The sequence below is a fragment of the Pseudomonas sp. KBN12P06040 genome (assembly GCF_037574965.1).
In the GTDB taxonomy this organism is placed as follows: Bacteria; Pseudomonadota; Gammaproteobacteria; order Pseudomonadales; family Pseudomonadaceae; genus Pseudomonas; species Pseudomonas aeruginosa.
The window spans coordinates 3849392-3871842 of sequence record NZ_JBBELS010000001.1 but is presented as its reverse complement, the minus strand read 5'-3'; the positions used below and the strand labels follow the sequence as shown (position 1 = coordinate 3871842).

20 protein-coding genes and 1 pseudogene are annotated in these 22451 nt (G+C 67.3%); 8 read left to right on the top strand and 13 right to left on the bottom strand.

The window, feature by feature from the left end; translation table 11 throughout:
- On the bottom strand, nt 1-609 hold the full coding sequence (gene ccoO / locus VQ067_RS18170) for a cytochrome-c oxidase, cbb3-type subunit II (protein WP_003087318.1): 609 nt from the start codon (nt 607-609) through the stop codon (nt 1-3).
- A 10-nt stretch (nt 610-619) separates the two neighbouring features.
- Complete coding sequence (gene ccoN, locus VQ067_RS18165; protein WP_003087322.1) at nt 620-2047, bottom strand: cytochrome-c oxidase, cbb3-type subunit I; 1428 nt, start codon at nt 2045-2047, stop codon at nt 620-622.
- A 186-nt stretch (nt 2048-2233) separates the two neighbouring features.
- Between ccoN and VQ067_RS18160 the strand changes: the two genes are divergently transcribed.
- Both VQ067_RS18160 and cprA read left to right on the top strand, forming a co-directional pair.
- Nucleotides 2234-2866: an alpha/beta hydrolase family protein gene (locus tag VQ067_RS18160; protein ID WP_003105994.1), complete on the top strand. Its 633-nt coding sequence runs from the start codon at nt 2234-2236 to the stop codon at nt 2864-2866.
- Nucleotides 2867-2954: 88 nt separating this feature from the next.
- On the top strand, nt 2955-4112 hold the full coding sequence (gene cprA, locus VQ067_RS18155) for a cationic peptide resistance protein CprA (protein ID WP_003087328.1): 1158 nt from the start codon (nt 2955-2957) through the stop codon (nt 4110-4112).
- Between the two features lie 37 nt (nt 4113-4149).
- Here the strand turns inward: cprA and VQ067_RS18150 are convergent, their stop codons facing one another.
- Both VQ067_RS18150 and acnA read right to left on the bottom strand, forming a co-directional pair.
- On the bottom strand, nt 4150-5715 hold the full coding sequence (locus tag VQ067_RS18150; protein ID WP_003140182.1) for a methyl-accepting chemotaxis protein: 1566 nt from the start codon (nt 5713-5715) through the stop codon (nt 4150-4152).
- A gap of 372 nt (nt 5716-6087) precedes the next feature.
- Complete coding sequence (acnA, locus tag VQ067_RS18145) at nt 6088-8820, bottom strand: aconitate hydratase AcnA (RefSeq protein WP_003087332.1); 2733 nt, start codon at nt 8818-8820, stop codon at nt 6088-6090.
- A gap of 326 nt (nt 8821-9146) precedes the next feature.
- Between acnA and rlmM the strand changes: the two genes are divergently transcribed.
- Both rlmM and tusA read left to right on the top strand, forming a co-directional pair.
- Complete coding sequence (rlmM, locus tag VQ067_RS18140; RefSeq protein WP_003087345.1) at nt 9147-10205, top strand: 23S rRNA (cytidine(2498)-2'-O)-methyltransferase RlmM; 1059 nt, start codon at nt 9147-9149, stop codon at nt 10203-10205.
- A gap of 84 nt (nt 10206-10289) precedes the next feature.
- Nucleotides 10290-10529 (top strand): sulfurtransferase TusA, encoded by a 240-nt coding sequence (tusA, locus tag VQ067_RS18135; RefSeq protein ID WP_003105999.1) that lies wholly within the window; start codon nt 10290-10292, stop codon nt 10527-10529.
- A 31-nt stretch (nt 10530-10560) separates the two neighbouring features.
- Here the strand turns inward: tusA and VQ067_RS18130 are convergent, their stop codons facing one another.
- The 6 genes from VQ067_RS18130 to VQ067_RS18105 form a co-directional block, all read right to left on the bottom strand.
- A complete protein-coding gene (locus VQ067_RS18130) occupies nt 10561-11871 on the bottom strand; it encodes an NAD(P)/FAD-dependent oxidoreductase (protein WP_003132950.1) in 1311 nt (436 codons plus the stop codon).
- A gap of 70 nt (nt 11872-11941) precedes the next feature.
- Nucleotides 11942-13306, bottom strand: a complete 1365-nt coding sequence (locus VQ067_RS18125; protein WP_009314736.1) for a glutamine synthetase family protein — start codon at nt 13304-13306, stop codon at nt 11942-11944.
- Between the two features lie 127 nt (nt 13307-13433).
- Nucleotides 13434-13622, bottom strand: a complete 189-nt coding sequence (locus VQ067_RS18120) for a hypothetical protein (RefSeq protein ID WP_011666714.1) — start codon at nt 13620-13622, stop codon at nt 13434-13436.
- 151 nt (nt 13623-13773) lie between these two features.
- Entirely contained in the window at nt 13774-15171 is a 1398-nt protein-coding gene (locus tag VQ067_RS18115) for an FAD-dependent oxidoreductase (RefSeq protein ID WP_033990460.1), read from the bottom strand.
- Between the two features lie 10 nt (nt 15172-15181).
- Nucleotides 15182-15535, bottom strand: a complete 354-nt coding sequence (locus VQ067_RS18110; RefSeq protein WP_003087359.1) for a RidA family protein — start codon at nt 15533-15535, stop codon at nt 15182-15184.
- 52 nt (nt 15536-15587) lie between these two features.
- Nucleotides 15588-16967, bottom strand: a complete 1380-nt coding sequence (locus VQ067_RS18105) for an MFS transporter (RefSeq protein ID WP_033990462.1) — start codon at nt 16965-16967, stop codon at nt 15588-15590.
- A gap of 377 nt (nt 16968-17344) precedes the next feature.
- Here VQ067_RS18105 and VQ067_RS18100 point away from each other — a divergent pair, with 377 nt between their 5' ends.
- Entirely contained in the window at nt 17345-18226 is an 882-nt protein-coding gene (locus VQ067_RS18100; RefSeq protein ID WP_003140168.1) for a LysR substrate-binding domain-containing protein, read from the top strand.
- 68 nt (nt 18227-18294) lie between these two features.
- Here VQ067_RS18100 and VQ067_RS18095 read toward each other — a convergent pair whose 3' ends face one another.
- Complete coding sequence (locus VQ067_RS18095; protein ID WP_003087367.1) at nt 18295-18474, bottom strand: PA1571 family protein; 180 nt, start codon at nt 18472-18474, stop codon at nt 18295-18297.
- Nucleotides 18475-18683: 209 nt separating this feature from the next.
- Here VQ067_RS18095 and VQ067_RS18090 point away from each other — a divergent pair, with 209 nt between their 5' ends.
- Together VQ067_RS18090 and VQ067_RS18085 are read left to right on the top strand one after the other, a co-directional pair.
- Nucleotides 18684-19829, top strand: coding sequence for an ATP-NAD kinase family protein (locus VQ067_RS18090; protein ID WP_033937419.1), 1146 nt, complete (start codon nt 18684-18686; stop codon nt 19827-19829).
- A 9-nt stretch (nt 19830-19838) separates the two neighbouring features.
- Nucleotides 19839-20435: a DUF1287 domain-containing protein gene (locus VQ067_RS18085; protein ID WP_003087371.1), complete on the top strand. Its 597-nt coding sequence runs from the start codon at nt 19839-19841 to the stop codon at nt 20433-20435.
- 114 nt (nt 20436-20549) lie between these two features.
- Here the strand turns inward: VQ067_RS18085 and ppnP are convergent, their stop codons facing one another.
- Both ppnP and VQ067_RS18075 read right to left on the bottom strand, forming a co-directional pair.
- Nucleotides 20550-20831, bottom strand: coding sequence for a pyrimidine/purine nucleoside phosphorylase (ppnP, locus tag VQ067_RS18080; protein ID WP_003087375.1), 282 nt, complete (start codon nt 20829-20831; stop codon nt 20550-20552).
- A 94-nt stretch (nt 20832-20925) separates the two neighbouring features.
- Nucleotides 20926-21477, bottom strand: a complete 552-nt coding sequence (locus VQ067_RS18075; RefSeq protein WP_003087377.1) for an exonuclease domain-containing protein — start codon at nt 21475-21477, stop codon at nt 20926-20928.
- Between the two features lie 103 nt (nt 21478-21580).
- Between VQ067_RS18075 and VQ067_RS18070 the strand changes: the two are divergent.
- Nucleotides 21581-22446 (top strand): annotated as a pseudogene (locus VQ067_RS18070) (NAD(P)-dependent oxidoreductase).
- The last annotated feature ends 5 nt before the right edge of the window (nt 22447-22451 follow it).

The window sequence follows — 22451 nt, the reverse complement described above, 5'->3', positions numbered from 1 at the left end:
TCACCGTTTGTTCTTGATCGAGGTGCCGAGCACCTGCAGGTAGGCGACCACGGCGTCCATTTCGGTCTTGCCTTTCAGCGAGTCCTTGGCGCCCTTGATGTCTTCGTCGGTATAGGGCACGCCGAGGGTGCGCATCACTTCGAGCTTCTTCTCGATGTCCTTGCCGTCGAGCTTGTTCTCCACCAGCCACGGGTAGGCCGGCATCTTCGACTCGGGCACCACGTTGCGCGGGTTGAACAGGTGCGCGCGGTGCCAGTCGTCGGAGTAGCGGCTACCGACGCGGGCCAGGTCCGGACCGGTACGCTTGGAACCCCACAGGAAGGGGTGGTCCCAGACGCTCTCGCCGGCCACCGAGTAGTGGCCGTAGCGTTCGGTTTCGGCGCGGAACGGACGGATCATCTGCGAGTGGCAGCCGACGCAGCCTTCGCGGATATAGATGTCGCGGCCTTCCAGTTGCAGCGCGGTGTAGGGCTTCATGCCTTCGACCGGGGTGTTGGTCACGTCCTGGAAGAACAGCGGCACGATCTGGGTCAGGCCGCCGATGCTCACGGCCACGGCCATGCATAGCGCCAGCAGGCCGACGTTCTTCTCGAGTATTTCGTGTTTCATGCTCGGCTCCTCAGGCGATCTGTGCGGCGGCTTCGTATTCGGCCGGCTTGGCGGCACTGACGGTGCGCCAGGTGTTGTAGGCCATCAGGAACATGCCGAGCAGGAAGATGAAACCGCCGAGCATGCGCACGATGAAGCCGGGGTGGCCGGCGGCCAGCGCTTCGACGAAGGAGTAGGTCAGGGTGCCGTCCTCGTTGACCGCGCGCCACATCAGGCCCTGGGTGATGCCGTTGACCCACATCGAGGCGATGTAAAGCACGGTACCGATGGTGGCCAGCCAGAAGTGCGCGTTGATCAGGCCCAGGCTGTACATCTTCTCGCGGCCGAAGACCTTCGGGATCAGGTGGTAGAGCGAGCCGATGGAAACCATCGCGACCCAGCCGAGGGCGCCGGCGTGTACGTGGCCGATGGTCCAGTCGGTATAGTGGGAGAGGGCGTTGACGGTCTTGATCGCCATCATCGGGCCTTCGAAGGTGGACATGCCGTAGAAGGCCAGGGACACCACCAGGAAGCGCAGGATCGGGTCGCTGCGCAGCTTATGCCAGGCGCCCGAGAGGGTCATCATGCCGTTGATCATGCCGCCCCAGCTCGGCGCCAGGAGGATCAGCGACATCACCATGCCCAGCGACTGCGCCCAGTCCGGCAGCGCGGTGTAGTGCAGGTGGTGCGGGCCGGCCCAGATGTACACCGCGATCAGCGCCCAGAAGTGGACGATGGACAGGCGGTAGGAATAGACCGGACGCTCGGCCTGCTTGGGCACGAAGTAGTACATCATGCCGAGGAAGCCGGCGGTGAGGAAGAAGCCCACGGCGTTGTGCCCGTACCACCACTGGACCATGGCGTCGGTGGCGCCGGCGTACAGCGAGTAGGACTTGGTGAAGGTCACCGGCAGCTCGAGGTTGTTCACCACGTGGAGCATGGCGACGGTGAGGATGAACCCGCCGAAGAACCAGTTGCCCACATAGATGTGCTTGACCTTGCGCTTGACCAGGGTGCCGAAGAACACCACCGCGTAGGCGACCCAGACCACCGTGATCAGGATGTCGATCGGCCACTCCAGCTCGGCGTACTCCTTGGACGAGGTGTAGCCCAGCGGCAGGCTGATGGCGGCCAGCAGGATCACCAGTTGCCAGCCCCAGAAGGTGAAGGAGGCGAGGGTGTCGGAGAACAGTCGCACCTGGCAGGTGCGCTGCACCGCGTAGTAGCTGGTGGCGAACAGCGCGCAACCGCCGAAGGCGAAGATCACCGCGTTGGTGTGCAGCGGGCGCAGGCGGCCGAAGCTCGTCCACGGCAAGCCGAAGTTCAGGTCGGGCCATACCAACTGGGCGGCGATCAGGACACCGACGGTCATGCCGACGATGCCCCAGACCACGGTCATGATGGCGAATTGGCGGACCACCTTGTAGTTATAGGCGGACTCTGGGTTAGTGGTGCTCATGCTATGGGCTTCCATCCACGGTTATACGCTATGGCTTTTCCGGCAGTTGGGATGCCGGGCGTCCCCCCATTGGGGCTGGTCTAATTGGCGTAATTAGCGAGAGGAAGCATGGATAATGGGGCGTTATGAAATATTGATCGGGATCAATTGGCTTCCCGACCCCCACTGCATACGAGGTGTGGCAAGTTGTCGCTGAAATGGAACCGCCCGGCCGGCTCGCTGTCGGCCACCCTGATTCTCGCCCATGGCGCTGGGGCGCCGATGGACAGCCCGTTCATGGAGCGCATCGCCGAACTGCTCGCCGCCCAGGGCATCGCCGTCGCGCGCTTCGAGTTTCCCTACATGGCCCAGCGCCGCGAGGACGGCCGCAAGCGTCCGCCGAATCCGCAGGCGCAGTTGCTCGACTGCTGGCGGCGGGTCCATGCGCAGGTCCGCGAGACCCTGGACGGGCCCTTGGCCCTGGGCGGCAAGTCGATGGGCGGGCGCATGGCCAGCCTGCTGGCCGACGAGCTGGGCGCGGATGCCCTGGTCTGTCTCGGCTACCCGTTCTACGCCGCCGGCAAGCCGGAGAAGCCGCGGGTCGCGCACCTCGCCGGGCTGCGCACGCCGACCCTGATCGTCCAGGGCGAGCGCGATGCCCTGGGCAACCGCGAGGCGGTGGCGGGCTATGCGCTGGCGCCGACGATCCGCCTGCACTGGCTGGCCGCGGCGGACCACGACCTCAAGCCGCTGAAGGCCTCCGGCCTGACCCACGAGCAGCACCTGGCGGCAACGGCGCGGGAGGTGGCCGGCTTCCTTCGCGGGCTCCAGGGCCATTAACGGTTCCTTAAGGCATCCCCTCATAAGCTGCGGCGCAACCACCCTCGCATCGAGGCGTGGGCGACTGACTTCTCTGAGGGGGGAAGACATGAACATGCATGCCGACGGTGAGCAGATCACCGCTATCGATACCCGCGAACGCATCCTGCTGACGGGGGCCACCGGCTTTCTCGGCGGTTCGGTCGCCGCCCAGCTGATCGCCGCCGGGCACGGCGCCAACCTGTCCTTCCTGGTCCGCGCCGAATCCCGCCAGCAGGGGCTCGAACGCCTGCGCGGCAACCTGCTGATGCATGGCGTCGACGAAGCCGACTGCCTGGCACTGCGGGCGGAGCAGATCCTCTGCGGCGATTTCCTCGACACCTCCTGGCTGGCCCGCGAGACGCCGCGTCTGATGCAGGTGGAGCGGGTGATCAATTGCGCCGCCGTAGCGTCGTTCTCGAAGAACCCGACCATCTGGCCGGTCAACGTCGACGGCACTTTCGCCTTCGCCGACGTGCTGAGCCGTTCGAAGCGACTGAAGCGTTTCCTCCACGTCGGTACCGCGATGTGCTGCGGACCGCAGCGAGAGTCGCCGATCAGCGAGTCCTGGGAGTTCCCGGCGGCGGAGCAGCAACTGGTGGACTACACCGCGTCCAAGGCGGAAATCGAGCGGCGCATGCGCGAGGAACTGCCGGGCCTGCCCCTGGTGGTGGCGCGGCCATCCATCGTGGTGGGCCACCGTACCCTTGGCTGCCAGGCCTCCGGTAGCATCTTCTGGGTCTTCCGCATGGGCTTCGCCCTGGAAAGCTTCACCTGCGGCCTGGACGAGCAGATCGACGTGATCCCGGTCGACTACTGCGCCGAGGCGCTGATCGGCCTGGCGCTGAAGCCGTGCCTGGGGCACAGCCTCTACCATATCTCCGCCGGCCATCGCGCGGCCTGCACCTTCGGTGAGATCGACGAGGCCTTCGCCCGCGCCAACGGGGCGGCGCCGGTAGGCGAGCGCTACCGCAAGGTGGAGGTGGACGACCTCAAGGAACTGGCGAAGAGCTTCGAGTCGCGCATCGGCCCGGCCAATCCGCGTCTGGTCCTGCGCGCGTTGCGCTTGTACAGCGGCTTTGCCGACCTCAACTACCTGTTCGACAACAGCCGTCTGCTGGAGGAGGGGATCTCCGCGCCGCCGCGCTTCACCGACTACCTCGACGTCTGCGTGCAGTCGTCCAGCGCGGTGAGCATCCCGGCGCAGATGCAATGGGACTTCAAGTGACGGCAGGCGCGGGGAGCTTCCTCCCCGCGGCTTGATCTCAGCGGTTGAAGCGCTCGACCAGGGAATACTGGCTCTGCGCGGTGGTGGTCAGTTCCTCGCTCAGTTTCGCCGTGCGCAGCGCCTCGTCGGAGGTCTGCTCGGCCAGGGCGGCGATGGTGCTGATGTTGCGGTTGATTTCCTCGGCCACCGCGCTCTGTTCTTCCGCGGCGGCGGCGATCTGGGTGGTCATCTCGGTGATGTTGCTGACCGCCTCGCTGATGCCGACCAGCGCGCTGTCGGCTTCCAGCACTCGCTGGACCCCGGCCTCGGCCTGCTGCAGACCGCTCTCCATGGTATGTACCGCATCGTTGGCGGTGTTCTGCAACTTGGCGATCAGATGGTGGATCTGCTCGGTGGAGGCCGCGGTGCGTTGCGCCAGCGAGCGCACTTCGTCGGCCACCACGGCGAAGCCGCGTCCCTGGTCGCCGGCCCGCGCCGCCTCGATGGCGGCGTTGAGGGCGAGCAGGTTGGTCTGGTCGGCAATGCCCTTGATCACATCGACCACACCGCCGATCTCGTTGCTGTCCTGGGCCAGGCGACTCACCGCGGCCCCGGTCTCGCCCACCGACTCCGACAGGCGCTGGATGGCGTTGCGCGTCTCCGCGGCGATGTCGCGGCCGCGCGAGGTCAGTTCGTTGGCCTTCTGCGTGGCGTCGGCGGTCAACTGGACATTGTTCGCCACTTCCTGGGTGGTGGCGGCCATCTCGTTGACCGCGGTGGCCACCTGCTCGGTCTCTGCGCGCTGCTGTTCCAGACCGGCGGAGCTGTGGTGGGCCAGGGTGTCGGCCTGGCGCGCCTGCTCGGTGAGGTATTCGGCGGTGTCCTGCAGGCGCGTCAGGCAGGTCTTCAGGCGCGCGTCCTGGCTGAGGATGGCCATTTCCAGGCGCGCCTGCTCACCGCGGCTGTCGGTGTACATCTGCGCGATCAGCGGGTCGGAGGTGGTCTGTTCGGCGAGCCGCATCAGGCGCTTCAGCCCGCGCTTCTGCCAGCGCAGTCCGGCCAGGCCGAGCGGAACGGCGAGCAGGCCGGCGAGGATGAAGCCCCACCAGGAGTTCAGCCAGATACCGATGAGGAAGCCGATCTGGCTGATCAGGATGAACGGCAGCCAGTCGAGCAGTACCGGCAGCCAGCGGTCGCGCCGGGGGATCGCCGGCTTGCCGGCGCCGAGGCGACGGTAGAGGGCCTCGGCGCGCTGGATCTGTTCGGCGGTCGGCTTGACCCGCACCGACTCGTAGCCGACCACCGCGCCCTGGTCGTAGATCGGCGTGACATAGGCGCTGACCCAGTAGTGGTCGCCGTTCTTGCAGCGGTTCTTGACGATCCCCATCCACGGGCGGCCGGCTTTGAGGGTGGTCCACATGTGGGCGAACACCGCCGGCGGGACGTCGGGGTGACGGATCAGATTGTGCGGCGCGGACATCAGCTCCTCGCGACTGAAGCCGCTGATGTCGATGAAGGCTTCATTGCAGTAGGTAATGATGCCTTTGAGATTGGTGGTGGTGATCAGGCGTTGCTCCGCCGGATAGACGCGCTCGTGCTGGGTGATCGGTTGATTGTTGCGCATGGGCCTTCCAAAACAAGTGAAGCATTTACCTCTGCATCGGCGAAAACGCCTTTCACATGAGGGATTTGTGAATGCTTTCACGAGGAAAAACAGATAGCTATTGACCCAAAGCATGAGAACCGACCACGTGGTCGGATAGATGGCGGATTCGCTGATGGAGGTCAATACGTTACGGTTTCGTGTCATTCCCGGCGGCGCGCATGGGCTGGGGAGGGGCTTGGCGGATAAGCGCGAGGCGGCCATTCGCCGGTCCTGCGGGGTATCGGCGGATGACGCAGGGGCGTTGTTCGCCCTGCGAAGCGCCCGCCGCCCCGGGCGCCGGAATGAAAAAGGGGTGGCCGAAGCCACCCCTCCGCGCGTACCGCCGCTGCCTCAGAGCATGCTGCGCAGCACGTAGTGGAGGATGCCGCCGGCCTTGAAGTACTCGACCTCGTTGAGGGTGTCGATGCGGCAAAGGACCTTGAAGCTGTCCTGGCTGCCGTCCTCGCGGGTCACTTCCACGCTGAGCGGCATGTGCGGCTTGAGTTCGCCGCCGAGGCCGCGGATGTTCAGCACCTCCTTGCCGGTCAGCTTCAGGCTCTTGCGGTCCTGGCCGTTCTCGAACTGCAACGGCAGCACGCCCATGCCGACCAGGTTGGAGCGGTGGATGCGCTCGAAGCTCTCCGCGATCACCGCCTTCACGCCCAGCAGGTTGGTACCCTTGGCCGCCCAGTCGCGCGACGAGCCGGTGCCGTATTCCTTGCCGGCGACGATCACCAGCGGGGTGCCGTCCTGCTGGTAGCGCATGGCCGCGTCGTAGATCGCCAGTTTCTCGCCGCTGGGCACGTACAGGGTATTGCCGCCTTCCTCGCCGCCGAGCATCTCGTTCTTGATGCGGATGTTGGCGAAGGTGCCGCGCATCATCACCTCATGGTTGCCGCGACGGGAGCCGTAGGAGTTGAAGTCCTTCGGTTCCACGCCGTGCTCGCGCAGGTAGCGGCCGGCCGGGCTGTCGGCCTTGATGTTGCCGGCAGGGGAGATGTGGTCGGTGGTCACCGAGTCGCCCAGCACCGCCAGCACCCGCGCCTGCTCGACGTCGGCGATGGCCGGCGGCGCCTCGGCGATGTGTTCGAAGAAGGGTGGATGCTGGATGTAGGTGGAGTCGGCCTGCCACTCGTAGGTGTCCGACTGCGGCACCTGGATCGCCTGCCATTTCTCGTCGCCGGCGAAGACCTCGGCGTACTCCTTGTGGAACATCTCGGTGTCGACCTTCTGGATCGCCTCGGCGATTTCCTTCTGGCTCGGCCAGATGTCCTTCAGGTAGACCGGCTGGCCGTCCTTGCCGGTGCCCAGCGGTTCCTCGCTGAGGTTGATCCGCACGCTGCCGGCCAGGGCGTAGGCCACCACCAGCGGCGGCGAGGCCAGCCAGTTGGTCTTCACCAACGGGTGCACGCGGCCTTCGAAGTTACGGTTGCCGGAGAGTACCGAGGCGACGGTCAGGTCGGCCTGCTGGATGGCTTTCTCGATCGGCTCCAGCAGCGGGCCGGAGTTGCCGATGCAGGTGGTGCAGCCGTAGCCGACCAGGTCGAAGCCGAGTTCGTCGAGGTAGCGGGTCAGGCCGGCGGCCTTGAAGTAGTCGGTGACCACCTTGGAGCCCGGCGCCAGCGAACTCTTCACCCAGGGCTTGCGTTGCAGGCCTTTCTCCACCGCCTTCTTCGCCAGCAGGCCGGCGGCCATCATCACGCTGGGGTTGGAGGTGTTGGTGCAGGAGGTGATGGCGGCGATCACCACCGCGCCGTTCTTCAGGCGGTGGGTCTGGCCGTCGTGCTGGTAGTCGATCTCGCCGAAGGCGGCGTTGGCGCCGACCGCGGTGCCGCCGCCGCCCTCGCTGAGCAGGCGGCCTTCTTCGGTGCTGGAGGGATGCAGTTGCAGGCCGAGGAACTCGTTGAAGGCGCTGGCGACGTTCTGCAGGGCCACGCGGTCCTGCGGGCGCTTCGGTCCGGCCAGACTGGCCTCGACTTCGCCCATGTCCAGGTGCAGGGTGTCGGTGAACACCGGCTCGTGGCCCTTCTCGCGCCACAGGCCCTGTTCCTTGCTGTAGGCCTCGACCAGCTTGACCGTGCTTTCCGGGCGTCCGGACAGGCGCAGGTAGCCGAGGGTGATCTCGTCCACCGGGAAGAAGCCGCAGGTGGCGCCGTATTCCGGGGCCATGTTGGCGATGGTGGCGCGGTCCGCCAGGGGCAGGTCGGCCAGGCCGTCGCCGTAGAACTCGACGAATTTCCCCACCACGCCCTTCTTGCGCAGCATCTGCGTGACGGTCAGCACCAGGTCGGTGGCGGTGATGCCCTCGCGCAGCTTGCCGGTGAGCTTGAAGCCGATGACCTCGGGGATCAGCATCGATACCGGCTGGCCGAGCATGGCGGCTTCCGCCTCGATGCCGCCGACGCCCCAGCCGAGCACGCCGAGGCCGTTGATCATGGTGGTGTGGGAGTCGGTGCCGACCAGGGTGTCTGGGAAGGCGTAGGTCCTGCCATCCTCTTCCTTGGTCCAGACCGTGCGGCCCAGGTATTCCAGGTTGACCTGGTGGCAGATGCCGGTGCCCGGCGGTACCACGCTGAAATTGTCGAAGGCGTTCTGGCCCCAGCGCAGGAAGGCGTAGCGTTCGCCGTTGCGCTGCATCTCGATCTCGACGTTCTGTTCGAAGGCCGATTCGCTGGCGAACTTGTCGACCATCACCGAGTGGTCGATGACCAGGTCCACCGGCGACAGCGGGTTGATCTTCTGCGGGTCGCCGCCGGCCTTGGCCATGGCCGCGCGCATGGCGGCCAGGTCGACCACCGCGGGAACCCCGGTGAAGTCCTGCATCAGGACCCGCGCCGGGCGGTACTGGATCTCGCGGTCGGAGCGGCGCTCCCTGAGCCAGCCGGCGAGGGCCTTGAGGTCGTCGCCGGTGACGGTGCTGCCGTCCTCCCAGCGCAGGAGGTTTTCCAGCAGGACCTTCAGCGACATCGGCAGCTTGCCGAGATCGCCCAGGGTCCGGGCGGCTTCCGGGAGGCTGTAGTAGTGGTAGGTCTTGCCGTCCACAGCGAGACTGCGAAGGGTTTTCAGGCTGTCCAAAGCAGGCATTTCTGATTTCCTCACGGCGGGCCCGGGGGCGGCGGGCCTGGCCTCGTCCTGACGCCAGGCCCGTCGTCGAGCCGATAGTGCCTGGCTTCGCCCGGGACCCGCGGCGTCCGCGGACGCCAGGGTGCCGTTACCTCGGTAATGCGCGGTGGCCCGATCCCATCGGTACCGGCCGCTGGCGAGAGTCAGACTTTGGGATAGCGTTGTTCGAAACCTTCAAGCTAGACCGGCTCGAGGGCTCCTGCCATATACACTGGACCGACGAACGGTCGCTGCAGTTCCCTTGAGGCATGCCCGGCACTATAGTGCGCGGCCAAGGAGACAACCCCATGAATACCCTGTTGATGCACTGCCGGCCAGGCTTCGAAGGTGAAGTCTGCGCCGAAATCGCCGAGCATGCAGCCACTCTCGAGATTCCCGGCTACGCCAAGAGCAAGCCGGCCAGCGCCCACGTCGAGTTCGTCTGCCAGGACGCCGACGGCGCCGAGCGCCTGATGCGCCGCCTGCGTTTCGCCGACTTGATCTTCCCGCGCCAGTGGGCGCGCGGACCCGGCTTCATCGAATTGCCGGAAAGCCAGCGCATCGAGGTGCTGCTGGCGGAACTGGCGAGTTATCCGGTCTGCGGCAGCCTCTGGCTGGAGGTGCTGGACACCAATGCCGGCAAGGAGGTCTCGACCTTCTGCCGCAAGTTCGAGAAACCGCTGCGCGCGGCGCTGGTGAAGGCCGGGCGGTTGCAGGAGGACCCGGCGCTGCCGCGCCTGCTGCTGACCTTCCGCTCCGGCCGGGAAGTCTTCGTCGGCCTCGCCGAGCCGCGCAACAGCGCGCTCTGGCCGATGGGCATCCCGCGCCTGAAGTTTCCCCGCGAGGCGCCGAGCCGTTCGACGCTGAAGCTGGAGGAAGCCTGGCACCAGTTCATCCCGCGCAGCGAATGGGACAAGCGCCTGGCGCCGGACATGCTCGCCGTGGACCTCGGTGCGGCGCCGGGCGGCTGGACCTGGCAACTGGTTAACCGGGAGATGCGGGTGACCGCCGTGGACAACGGGCCGATGGCGGAGAACCTGATGTATTCCGGGCTGGTCGACCACCAGAAGGTCGACGGCTACCAGTACCGCCCGCGCCAACGGGTCGACTGGATGGTCTGCGACATCGTCGAGAAGCCGGCACGCACCGGTGCGTTGATCGAGACCTGGATCGGCGAAGGGCTTTGCCGCGAGGCGGTGGTCAACCTCAAGCTGCCGATGAAGCAGCGCTACGCCGAGGTGCGCAAGATCCTCCAGCGCCTGCGCGAGAGCTTCGACGCGCGCGGCCTGAAGGTAGCGATCGGCTGCAAGCAGCTGTATCACGACCGCGAGGAAGTGACCTGCCATCTACGCCGCCTTGAACGCTGAGGGGCGGCGGCGTTCCGGCCGGGGACAGGTGACCGGCCGCGCCGCATGCGCGACAATGCGCGGATTCTGTTGCGGAGTTTCCCGATGACCCATTCTGTCGACGCCATTCTCGACGCCACCGGCCTGAACTGTCCCGAGCCGGTGATGATGCTGCACAACAAGGTCCGCGACCTGGCGCCCGGCGGCCTGCTCAAGGTGATCGCCACCGATCCCTCGACCCGCCGCGACATCCCCAAGTTCTGCGTGTTCCTCGGCCACGAGCTGGTCGAGCAGCAGGAAGAGGCGGGCACCTATCTCTACTGGATCCGCAAGAAGGCCGACTAGGCCTTCCGCGGACCCCGCCATCCCACGCGCTTCAGCGCAGCTTCTCCATGAGCTGGTAGTACCACATCCCGGCGGCCAGCATCGGATTGCCGAAGAGGTCGCCCAGCGGCACCTTGAGGTGCTTGCAACGGGCGAAGGTGTCGAACTGCTCCAGGCTCCCGCTCATCGCCTTGGCCATGATTTCGCCCATGATGTGGCTGGTGGCCACGCCATGCCCCGAGTAGCCCTGGCAGTACCAGACGTTGTCGGAGAGCTTGCCGAGCTGGGGGATCCGGTTCATCACGATGCCCATGGCGCAACTCCACTGGAACTCGATCTCCACGCCCTTCAGGCGCGGGAAGGTGCGCTCGATGCATGGCCGCAGCTCGGCGGCGATGTCCCGCGAGTCGCGGCCCGAGTAGTTGGCGCCGCCGCCGAACAGCAGGCGGCCGTCGGCGGTGGGGCGGTAGTAATCGAGGACGAAGCGGCAATCGTAGACCGCCAGCCCCTGCGGGTTGATCTCCCGTGCCAGCTCGCCCAGCGGGCGGGTGGTGACGATTCCGCCCATGGCCGGGAAGATCATGCCCTTGAGCTGCCTGCGTTCGAGCTTGTGGTAGACATCGCCGGCAAGCAGGATCTGCTGCGCCTCGATCCTTCCCTCGCGGGTGATCACCGCCGGCCGCGGGCCGTGGACGATATCCAGGACCTCGGAATGTTCGAAGATCAGCGCGCCGAGGCCGGCCGCCGCCCTGGCCTCGCCGATGCACAGGTTGAGCGGGTGCAGGTGCATGTTGCGGGTGTTCTTCAGCGCGCCGCAGTACAGCTCGGTCTCCAGGTGGGCCTGGACGCCGGCCTTGTCCAGCAGGAGCACCTGGTCGCCCATGCCGCGGCGCACCGCCTCCTCGTAGGAGGCCTGCAGCTCGCCCATGTGGCTGGCCTTCATCGCCGCGTGCAGGTGGCCATGGCGGAGGTCGCAGGCGATGCCGTACTTCTCCACCCGCTGGCGGATGATCTCGTGGCCGCGCCAGCGCAGGTGCCAGATGAAGTCCTCGACCTCGGCGCCCAGCCACTGGCGCATCTGCTTGTGCATCGCCGCGTCGCCGGACAGGCTGCCGGTGACCTGGCCGCCGTTGCGCCCGCTGGCGCCCCAGCCGATGCGATGGGTCTCGACCAGGGCCACCTTGTAGCCACGCTCGGCCAGTTCGACCGCCGTGGCGACGCCGGTGAAGCCGCCGCCGATGATGGCGATGTCGACCGTCACCGCGCCCAGCAGGGTCGGATAGTCGGTTTCCTCGTTGAGCGTGGCGGCGTAGTAGGACGGCGCGCGTTCCGCGGCCGGACGGGGATGGATTGCTGCGTTCATCGGGTATTCCTTGTTCCAGTGCGGCGCGTCCTGCCGGCGCGCCGCCGTATGCGGGCGGGTCCGGGGTGGCTCAGGCCTGGGTCAGGTACCAGCGCCAGTCCTGCTCGCCGACCTCGCCCATGAATTGCCGGTATTCCGCGCGCTTCACCGCCAGGTAGACGCCGAGGAACGGCTCGCCGAAGGCTTCCCGCGCCCACTCGGAGCCTTGCAGGGCGTCGAGGGCGGTCAGCCAGTCGGTGGGCAGGCGCTTGCCGGCCTGGGCGTAGCCATTGCCCTCCACCGGCGCGCCCGGATCGATGCCTTCGCGGATGCCGCGGTGGACCCCGGCGAGAAGCGCCGCGGCGGCCAGGTAGGGGTTGGCGTCGGCGCCGCAGATGCGGTGCTCGATATGCCGACTGGAGGCCGGGCCGCCCGGCACGCGCAGGCTCACGGTGCGGTTGTCGACGCCCCAGGTCTGCGCCAGCGGCGCGTAGCTGTTGGCCTGGAAGCGCCGGTAGGAGTTGGCGTTGGGACAGAACAGCAGGAGCGAGTCGAGCAGGCTGGCGAGCATGCCGCCGACCGCCTGGCGCAGCAACGGCGTGCCGGCGGGGTCGTCGCTGGCGAACAGGTTGTGGCCTTGTTCGTCGGCCAGGCTGACGTGCAGGTGCATGCCGGTGCCGGCCAGGTCGTCGAACGGCTTGGCCATGAAACAGGCGAGCATTCCGTGCTTGTGCGCGACGCCCTTGACCAGGCGCTTGTAGCGGATCGCCTGGTCCATGGCGACTAGGGCGTCGCCGTGGTCGAGGGTGATTTCCACCTGGCCCGGGGCGTATTCCGAGATCGCCGTGCGTGCCGGCAGGCCCTGCGCCTTGCATGCGGCATAGAGGTCGGCGAGGAACGGCTCGATCTGCTCCAGTTCGCGCAGGCCGTAGACCTGGGTCGCCCGCGGGCGGCCGCCATCGGCGTCGCGAGCCGGTTGCGGGCGGCCGTTGGCGTCGCGCTCACGGTCGAGCAGGTAGAACTCCAGCTCGGCGGCCATCACCGGGTGATAGCCCTCGCTCTTCAGCGCGTCGATGGTGCGCACCAGGAGGTGGCGCGGATCGGCGACGCTGGCGGGCAGGCCCTCGCTCGGGTGCATGCTGACCTGCACCGCCGCCGTCGGGATCTGCCGCCAGGGCAGGCGCACCAGGCTGCCGGACAGGGGGTAGGCGCGGCAGTCGATGTCGCCGACGTCCCAGACCAGGCCGGAGTCCTCGACGTCCTCGCCGTTCATCGTCAGCCCCAGGATGGTGCTCGGCAGCGGCCGGCCGCTGCGGTAGACGGCCAGCAGTTCGTCGCGGTGCAGCAGCTTGCCGCGCGGCACGCCGTTGGCGTCGAGAATGAACAGTTCGAAGAGTTCGATATCGGGGTTGGCGGCCAGGAAATCCTGGGCTTCTTGTTCGCAGGCGAAGTTCATGGGGCTCTCTTGTCGGTCTTGTCCGGTAGCGTCGCGATGCTCGCAGCGGCGCTCCGGCGACGGCAGCGTCGCGGAACGGCATGCAAGCGGCAGGCCGGCCCCGCCGTTGCGCGGGGCCGGAGGGAAATCAGGCGTGACGAGCGTCCGGCGGACGCGCGTGGCGGCAATGCCAGAGCGCCCAGAAGGCCAGTTCGAGAGGGAGGGCGAGCGGCTCCAGTTCCAGCCACCGGCTGTGCTTGCGGGGTAGACGCGCGGGCGTTCCGGCCGGGTTGGCGGAAGGCTGGTAGGGCAGGGTGCGCGTCGTCGGTAGGTGCATGAAGGAAAACTGGGCCAGGGGTTGGAACAGACTCGCACAGGCTGACGGGTGAATTAAATGAGCTTTTTACGACCTTTGCTTGAGCGAAATCGAAACCGAAGGAAAAAGAAGGGCGCCCCCGAATGGGCTGAAGAGGCGCCCGGAAAGCGGCTCACCCCTTGTCGGCCTTGCCCGCGGCGGCGGCGAACCTGGCCAGGCGTACGTCGAGATGACGCGGGCGCCGGCCGACGTCTTCGGCGCGCTCCTTGCGGCGGATCGCGTTGCGCACCATCAGCGAACCGACATAGCGGATCGGCTCCGGCGGGAAGCGACCGAGCGGTCCCTGGATCAGCGGCGAACGGGTCCAGGGATTGTCCAGGCCGAGCGCCAGCGAAGAAAGGATCTGCCCGCCCATGTGGCATGGGCCGACGCCGCTGCCGGAGTAGCCGAAGCCGTAGAACACATTGTCGCGGCCGTCGAGCCGGCCGAAGAACGGCAGGCCGGTCACCGAGCGATCCGATGGACCGTTCCAGCTGGCTTCGATGGCGACCTCGGCGAACTCGGGGAAGAACTCCCGCAAACTGCCGCGTAGTTGCCCGAGATACGGTGAGGGGCGGTCGAACACCGGCAGCATGCGTCCGCCGTAGGCGAAGGTGTTGCCGCCCTTGCCGAGCATCAGCCGGCCGTCCGGGGTGTTGTGGTAGTAATGCACGAAGATCCGCGAGTCGAGCACGCTGACCCCGCTGGTCAGGCCGATCTCCTGCAGCAGGTCCGGTCGTGGCTCGGTGATGAGCATGTCGCTGGAGACGATCGCCACGCTGCGTTCGAACTGCGGGAAGGCCCTCGCCATCCAGGCGTTCAGCGCCAGCACCACGCGGTCGGCGACGACCCGCCCGTGGGGGGTGACCACTTCCGCCGGGCGGCCGTGCTCCAGTCCTCGCATCGGCGTACCTTCGTACAGGCGTACCCCCAGTTGCAGGGCGACCCGGCGCAGGCCGCGAACCAGCTTGCCTGGCTGCACCGTCGCGGCAGCCGGCGAGAACCAGCCTTCCAGGTGCCGGCGCGAGCCGGCCAGGCGTTGCACGTCGGCCAGCGGGCGCTTGGCAAAGGAGTTGATGCCATGGCGTTCCAGGGCGGCGATCACGCTGTCGGTGCTGCCGACCTGGGCCGGGTTGGTGGCGGTATAGAGGGTGCCGTCCAGCCGGTAGTCGGCCTCGACGTCGTAGCGCTGGCAGAAGGCGCCGATGGCCCGGATGCTGTCCTCGGAGGCCTTGACCAGGCGGATCGCCTCGGTGAGCCCGAACAGCCGTTCCAGGGTGAAGAATTTGGCCGACCAGGACAGCGCGCAGCCGCCGTTGCGGCCGCTGGCGCCGGCGCCGCAGAGGTCGGCCTCGACCAGCACCACGTCGAGCCCGGGATCGTGCTCCTTGAGCATGATGGCGGTCCACAGGCCGGTGTAGCCGCCGCCGACGATGCACAGGTCGGCGCGGGTATCGCCGGCCAGCGGCGGGCAGGGGGCCGCATGTTCGGAGCGTAGGGCCTGGTCCAGCCAGAAGGGTCGGAAGGTCATGGCTGTGCTCTCACTGCGGACGGGCGGCGACGACGATCATTTCCACCCGCCAGCGCGGGTCGATCAACTCGGCCAGGCTACAGGCGCGGGTCGGCGCCCGGCCTTCGGGAAACCACTGGTCCCAGACCTGGTTGAGACCGGCGTAGTCCTCGCGGTGGGCGAGCAGGATGCGTACCGAGAGCACCTGGCCGCGGTCGCTGCCGACGCTCTGGAGCAGCCGGTCGATGTTCTCCAGGACCTGGCGGGTCTGGTCCTGGATGTCACCGCTGGGATCGTCGGCGACCTGGCCGCCGATGTAGAGGGTGTTGCCGTGCAGGGCCATTTCGGCCCGGCGTTTGACGACTTCGAAGCGTTCGATATGCATGAGGGTTTCCCTGGCTTGAAAAGACGCTGGTGGCGCGGCGGGCGCGCCGGAGTCAGGAGCGGATCGGGCGGAAGTCCCCCAGGCTGGGGATGTTCCTGTGGCCTTTCACAACACCGTCGGGTCGGCTGTTCCAGTGCGGGAGGAGCACCGCGGTGGCGATCAGGGCGGCGACGGTGAAGCCGATGAACACCGTGTAGGTGTCGAAATAGCCGGGCAGCAGGCCACCGAGGATCGCGCCCACCGAACCGCAGCCATTGACGAAGCCGGAGGCGGTGCCGGCGGCCTCGCCGGTGCCGAAGTCGATGGCGGCGGAGCCGCAGATCATCGAGTCCGGGCCGTACAGGGTCAGTCCCATCATGAACAGCAGGCCGACCACTATCGGAATGCTGCCGGTGGTCATCGCCGGGACGAACAGCGCCAGGCAGACGGTCAGCGCCAGCAGGCTGATCACGCAGGCCGGCATGCGCCGTGCGCCGAACAGCTTGTCCGAGGCGAAGCCGATCAGGATCGGGCCGAGCAGGCCGGCTACCTCGAAGGCGGTGGGAACGATCGCCGCGCCGACCTTGCCGAGCGCCGGCATGCGTTCGTAGACGATCACCGGTCCCCACAGGAGGATCGCGTAGCGCGCCGGCTTGAGCAGGAAGTAGGCCAGGCCGAGGCAGAGCACCGTGCGGTTGCGCACCACCTTGGCGAGTACCTGCAGGCTGCCGCCGTTGCCGCCGTTGCCGCCGTTGCCGCCTTCCGGCCTGAAGCCGGCATAGCGCACGGCCTCGCTCGCGACCTGCGGTTCGACGGGTGGATGGCCGACGTCCTCCGGGCGGTTGCGCTGCAACAACAGGAACAGCAGGGCCACGCCGCCGACCACCGCGGCGCTGGAGTAGAACGCCGCGTGCCAGGTACCGAACACGCTGTACGCCCACCAGCCGGCGAACGGCGAGGCGACCAGTCCGCCGAAGGCGTAGCAGGTGCTCCACAGGCCGAGCACCCGACCGCGTTCGTGGGTGGCGAAGAAACTGCCGATGTTCTTGCACAGCCCCGACCAGCCGGTGGACTGCGCCAGTCCCTGGACCACCATGCAAGTGGCGAAGATCGGCAGGGTGGCGAAGGTGCCCATGACCACCGCGGCCAGTGCGGAGATCAGCAGGCCGCCGAACACCACGATGCGCGGGCCGAAGCGGTCGGCCAGCACGCCCCAGGTGAACTGGCCGACGGCATAGGCGGCGAGGTAGATGGCGTCGAGATCGGCCATCGCCATCTTGTCCAACTGGAAGCCCGGATCTTCGGCGATGCCGAGCTTGGCGACGGAAAAGGCCTTGCGGGTGAAATAGAAGGCGGCGTAGGCCAGCCAGGTGATCGCGAATATCTGCAGGCGCCAGCGCTGGAAGCTGGACACGGGAGAGGACGGCAGCGCCGTCCCGGGACGTTGATTCATGGTTCTGACCTCGATCTTGTTATCGGTGCCGGCAGGTGTGAGGGGAACACGCCTTGTTGTTGTTCTGATGAGCACTTCCGCACCGCCATGTCGCGGTGCTTGGTCAGAGGGATCTGGAGTCGGCTTCACCTCCTGGGTAAGGGTTGCGGATGCCCAGGCAGGGGCTGGCTGCCGAGGCGCTGGCGCGCTGTGGTGAAGCGATGGAAACAATTCCGGATAAATAAATGAAATCGATTTATCAAATTTTAAATATAAGTTTTACTTGTTTGTCCGTAGGCCTGGCGCGGCGTGGGTCGAGGAAGTTGACCGAACGGTCATCCCCGTGTGCGCCGCCCATGGCGCGGAACCCCTTGTCCTGCCTGGAGTGGTGAAGGTCCATGTCGGTATCCCATGCGCAGTTGAAGGCTTTCCATGCAGTCGCCGTGTACGGCAGCTTCACGCGCGCCGCCGAGCGCCTGTTTCTCACCCAGCCGGCGGTTTCCGACCAGGTGCGCAAGCTGGAGGAGCGTTACGGCGTGCTGCTGTTCCACCGTAACAAGCGCTCGGTGCGCCTGAGCGAACTGGGCGAGCGCCTGCTCGCGGTGACCCAGCGGCTGTTCGCGATCGAGGCCGAGGCGGAGGAGCTGTTGTCCGCCTCCAGCGCCCTGCGGACCGGCACCCTGACCCTGGCGGTGGATGCGCCGGTGCACGTATTGCCGCAGATCGCGCGTTTCTGCGAGCGCTATCCGGGTATCGCGGTGCGGGTGGAGACCGGCAATACCGACGAGTCTCTGCAGCGACTGTTCAGCTACCAGGCCGACCTGGCCCTGTTGGGCCGGGACGTCAGCGACGAGCGGTTGCTTTCGCTGACCCTGCGCAACGACCCGATCGTCGCCTTCGTTTCGCTCAGCCATCCGTGGGCCGGGCGCGAGTCGATCCGCCTCGCCGATCTCGACGACATGCCGCTGGTGCTGCGCGAGCAGGGCTCGGTGACCCGCCAGACCCTGGAGGAGGAGATGAGCCGCGCCGGCCTGCGGATCCGCCCGGCGATCCAGGTCGAAGGCCGCGAGGCCTCGCGCGAGGCGGTGGTGGCGGGGATCGGCGTGGGGGTGGTGTCGGCCGCGGAGTTCGGCGCCGACACGCGGGTCCATGCGCTGCCCATCGTCGATTGCCAGCGACGCCTGACCGAGACCCTGGTGTGCCTGCGCGAACAGCGCTCGCGGCGGATCGTCGAGACCTTCCTCGACCTGGTCGGCGAGGACCTGTCGGCGCCGAGCTAGGGCGCGGCTTCGCGCAAGCGAAAAAAAGCCCGGCGGATGCCGGGCTTCGAAGTCGTGCTGGCGGGCACTCAGGCCTGCTTCTGTTCCTGCTCCAGGGACCTGTCCAGCTCGCGGCAGGCGCGCTGGATCATCACCTCGGTGATCGGGATTTCCCGGCCCTGGGCGTCGATGATGGCGCCACCGCTGTGCTGCTGCGTATTGAAGGGGATCACGCGGCGCTTGGCGGTATCGGTGTGTTGCGAATTCATTGCCCGTCTCCTCATCAGGTTTATCGGCAGTCTAGGGAGCGCAGATGAAACCGCCGTGACAAACGGCGGATGTCGTGCAGCTCCAACGCGAAAGCCATGGACCATAGCAATCTTGCAGCCGGCGTGCCAGCTTGCCGGCTACCGCTGGGTTTTTCTGGTTATAGTGGTCCGACCGGTGTGGGCGCCCTGGAGTTCGCCCGAGGATGAGTATGGACATGTTTCGCCTGGGATTGGTGGTCAATCCCCTGGCCGGGCTGGGTGGCCCGGTCGCCTTGAAGGGCAGCGACGGGGTGGCTGCCGAGGCCCTGGCCAGAGGCGCCGAACCACGTGCGCTGGAGCGCACCCGGATAGCCCTGGAGTGCCTGTTGCCGCTGGTCGAGAAGATCGAGTTCCTGACCTTTCCCGGGGCCATGGGCGGCGAGTTGCTCGAGCGCATGGGCTTCCGCCATCGCCTGCTCGGCGAGTGGCAGGGAGCGGTCAGCAGCGCGGCGGATACCCGGTTGGCGGTCGAGCGTTTGCAGGAGGCCGGCGTCGCCCTGATCCTGTTCGCCGGTGGTGATGGCACAGCACGGGATGTTGCCGGGGTGGTGCGCGAGCAACAGCCGGTGCTCGGCATTCCGGCCGGGGTGAAGATCCACTCCGGGGTCTATGCCATCAGTCCGCGCGCGGCCGGCGAATTGGCCAGGCGCCTGGTCGAGGGCGGCCTGGTGCGCCTGGCCAGCGGCGAGGTGCGCGATCTCGACGAAGAGGCGCTGCGCGCCGGCCGCGTCGCCGCGCGTTGGTACGGCGAGATGACGGTGCCGGAGGAGGGCCACTTCATGCAGCACGTGAAGCAGGCAGGGATGGAGTCCGAGGAGCTGGTGCTGGTGGACCTCGCCGATTGGCTGGCGGAAAGCTGGGAAGACGGCGTGCGTTATGTGCTCGGACCGGGCTCGACCCTGCATGGCCTGGCGCGCAACCTCGGCCTGGAAACCACCCTGCTGGGCGTCGACGTGCTGGAGAATGGCGCGGTGCTCGCCCGCGACGTCGACGAGGCGCGGCTGTTCGAACTGGTGGACGGTCATCCGGCGTTCCTGCTGGTCACCGCCATCGGCGGCCAGGGCCACGTGATCGGTCGCGGCAACCAGCAGATCAGTCCCCGGGTGTTGCGCGCCATCGGCCTGGAGCGCATGCGGGTGGTCGCCACCAAGCGCAAGCTGGGGACCCTCGGGGGCCGCCCGTTGCTGGTCGACAGCGGCGACCCGGTGCTGGACGACAGCTTCCCGGACGCCATCCGGGTCTGGGCCGGCTACAAGGAAGAACTGCTGTATCCGCTGGGATACGCGAAGGACCAGGACGCGCCCGCGGGCGCCTAGGAGGAAAGGATGGACAAGGACGTATCCGGCGCGCTGCGCCGCCTGTTGCTGCTCGCCATGCTCGGACTGCCGCTGGCGGCGGCCGCTGCGGTCGAACCGCAGCGACTGGTGGATGCGGCGCGTGCCCAGGTGGGCGTGACCCTGGGCTACGACCCGGCCTACCGGCAACTGGACTATCCGGGCGGCGACGTGCCGCTGCAGACCGGGGTCTGCACCGACGTGGTGGTCCGTGCGCTGCGTGGACAGGGGCTGGACCTGCAGAAGGCGGTGCACGAGGACATGCGTCGCCACTTCGCGGCCTACCCGCAGCAATGGGGGATGAAAGGCACCGACCGCAACATCGATCACCGCCGCGTACCGAACCTGATGACCTGGTTCAGCCGCCAGGGCCTGGCACTGACGCCGAGCCGCGACGCCTCCGCCTACCGGGCCGGAGACATCGTCGCCTGGCGCCTGGACAACGGCCTGCTGCATATCGGCGTGCTTTCCGATCGCAGGCTGGAGGGCAGGCCGCTGGTGTTGCACAACATCGGTGCCGGCGTGCGGGAAGAGGACCTGCTGTTCCGCTACCAGGTCATCGGCCACTACCGCTTCCCGCAGGGCTGAATGGGCTAGGCGAGCCGCTCCAGCGGCGGATGAGCGTACCTTGATCCCTCCGCCGCCGCTGGACGGCGGGCAAGAAAAAACCGGCCTGCGGCCGGTTTTCCTGTCTGCCCGGGCTCAGCGGTATTCGCAGAGGTAGGCGGTGTCCTGGGCGACCTTGAGCTGGAACTTGCTGTTCGCCGGGACGGTGAACTGGCTGCCGCTGGCGTATTCCTGCCACTCGTCGCTGCCCGGCAGCTTGACCGTCAGCGCGCCGGCGACCACATGCATGATCTCCAGCTGGCTGGTGCCGAATTCGTATTCGCCTGCCGCCATCACGCCGATGGTGGCCGGGCCGGCGGTCATGTCGAAGGCGATGGATTTGACGGTGCCGTCGAAGTATTCGTTGACCTTGAACATGGGCTTCTCCTGAAGGGGTGAACAGGCGGGTTTGAAAAGGCCCGCCAGTATGCCCAAGCCTCGGAAAGGCGTCACTAGGCGGCGCGGGCCTCGTTCAATGCTCCACCGGCAATACCAGCGGCAGCAGCCGTGCGGTATTGCGGGCATCCTCCAGGGCGCGGTGCTGCTGGCCCTGGAAACTCATCCCGGCCAGTTGCAGGGCCGCGTTCAGGCCGACCGGGCGGGGCAACTGGCGGACTTCGCCGAAGCGTTGCTTGAGATTGACGTGCGGCACTTCGCTGAGCTGGCTGGTCAGCCCGTGCTGGCGCCACTCCTGCTCCAACTGGCGGCGGTCGTAGTCGCCCCAGCTGGCCCAGCCGGCCAGTCGCGGACGATGCTGGGCGAGCCAGCGCTCGAAGGCTTCCCAGACCGTGTCGAGATGGGCGGCGCCATCGACGTTGGCCTGGCTGATATGCGTGAGGTCGCGGCAGAAGTGGGTCAGTAGCGGCCGCCTGACCGGTCGTACGAAACGCTGGAAGTGGTCCAGTTCGCGGGCGTCCGCGGCGGCGACCAGGGTGGCGCCGATCTCGATGATTTCCATTTCCTCCAGGGGCCAGCCGCCTTCCGCGGTAGTGGCCTCCAGATCGATTACCAGCCAGTGAGGCATCGGAGCTATCCATACCAGGGTCCGCGCTGAGTATGGCGGGGCTTCCGGACCTCGGCAAACCGCTGTGCTAGGCTGCGGGATCGGATTTCGAGGAGATGACGGAATGACTGCGGTCGCATTTCTCGGCCTGGGCACGATGGGCTACCCGATGGCCGGGCACCTGCAGCGCGAGGGCTATCACGTCTGCGTCTATAATCGCTCGTCGGCCAAGGCGCTGCGCTGGGTCGAGGAGTACGCCGGACGATACGCCGATACGCCGCGCGAGGCCTGTGCCGGCGCCGAACTGGTGTTCTGCTGCGTCGGTAACGACGACGACCTGCGTGCCGTGGCGCTGGGCGAGCAGGGCGCCTTCGCCGGAATGGCGCCGGGCAGCCTGTTCGTCGACCACACCACCGCTTCGGCGGAAGTCGCCCGCGAGCTGTCGCTGCTGGCTGCCGAGCGTGAGCTGGGCTTTCTCGACGCGCCGGTCTCCGGCGGCCAGGCGGGCGCGGTCAACGGCGCCCTGACGGTGATGGTCGGTGGCGAGGAGGCCTTCTATCGACGCGCCGAACCGCTGCTGCGCAGCTATGCGCGGATGGTCCGGCGAATGGGCGACGTGGGTAGCGGGCAATTGACCAAGATGGTCAACCAGATCTGCGTCGCGGGGCTGCTCCAGGGCTTGGCCGAGGCGCTGCACTTCGCCCAGTGCGCCGGTCTCGACGGCGAGGCGGCGATGCAGGTGATCGGCAAGGGCGCGGCTCAGTCCTGGCAACTGGAAACCGCCACCAGAGCATGCTGGCCGGAGAGTTCGACTTCGGCTTCGCCGTGGACTGGATGCGCAAGGACCTGTCGATCCTGCTCGCCGAGGCGCGACGCAACGGCGCGCAGTTGCCGGTCACGGCGCTGGTCGACCAGTTCTACGCCGAAGTGCAGGCGATGGGCGGCGGTCGTTGGGATACCTCCAGCCTGATCGCCCGGCTACGTTCGTGACGCGG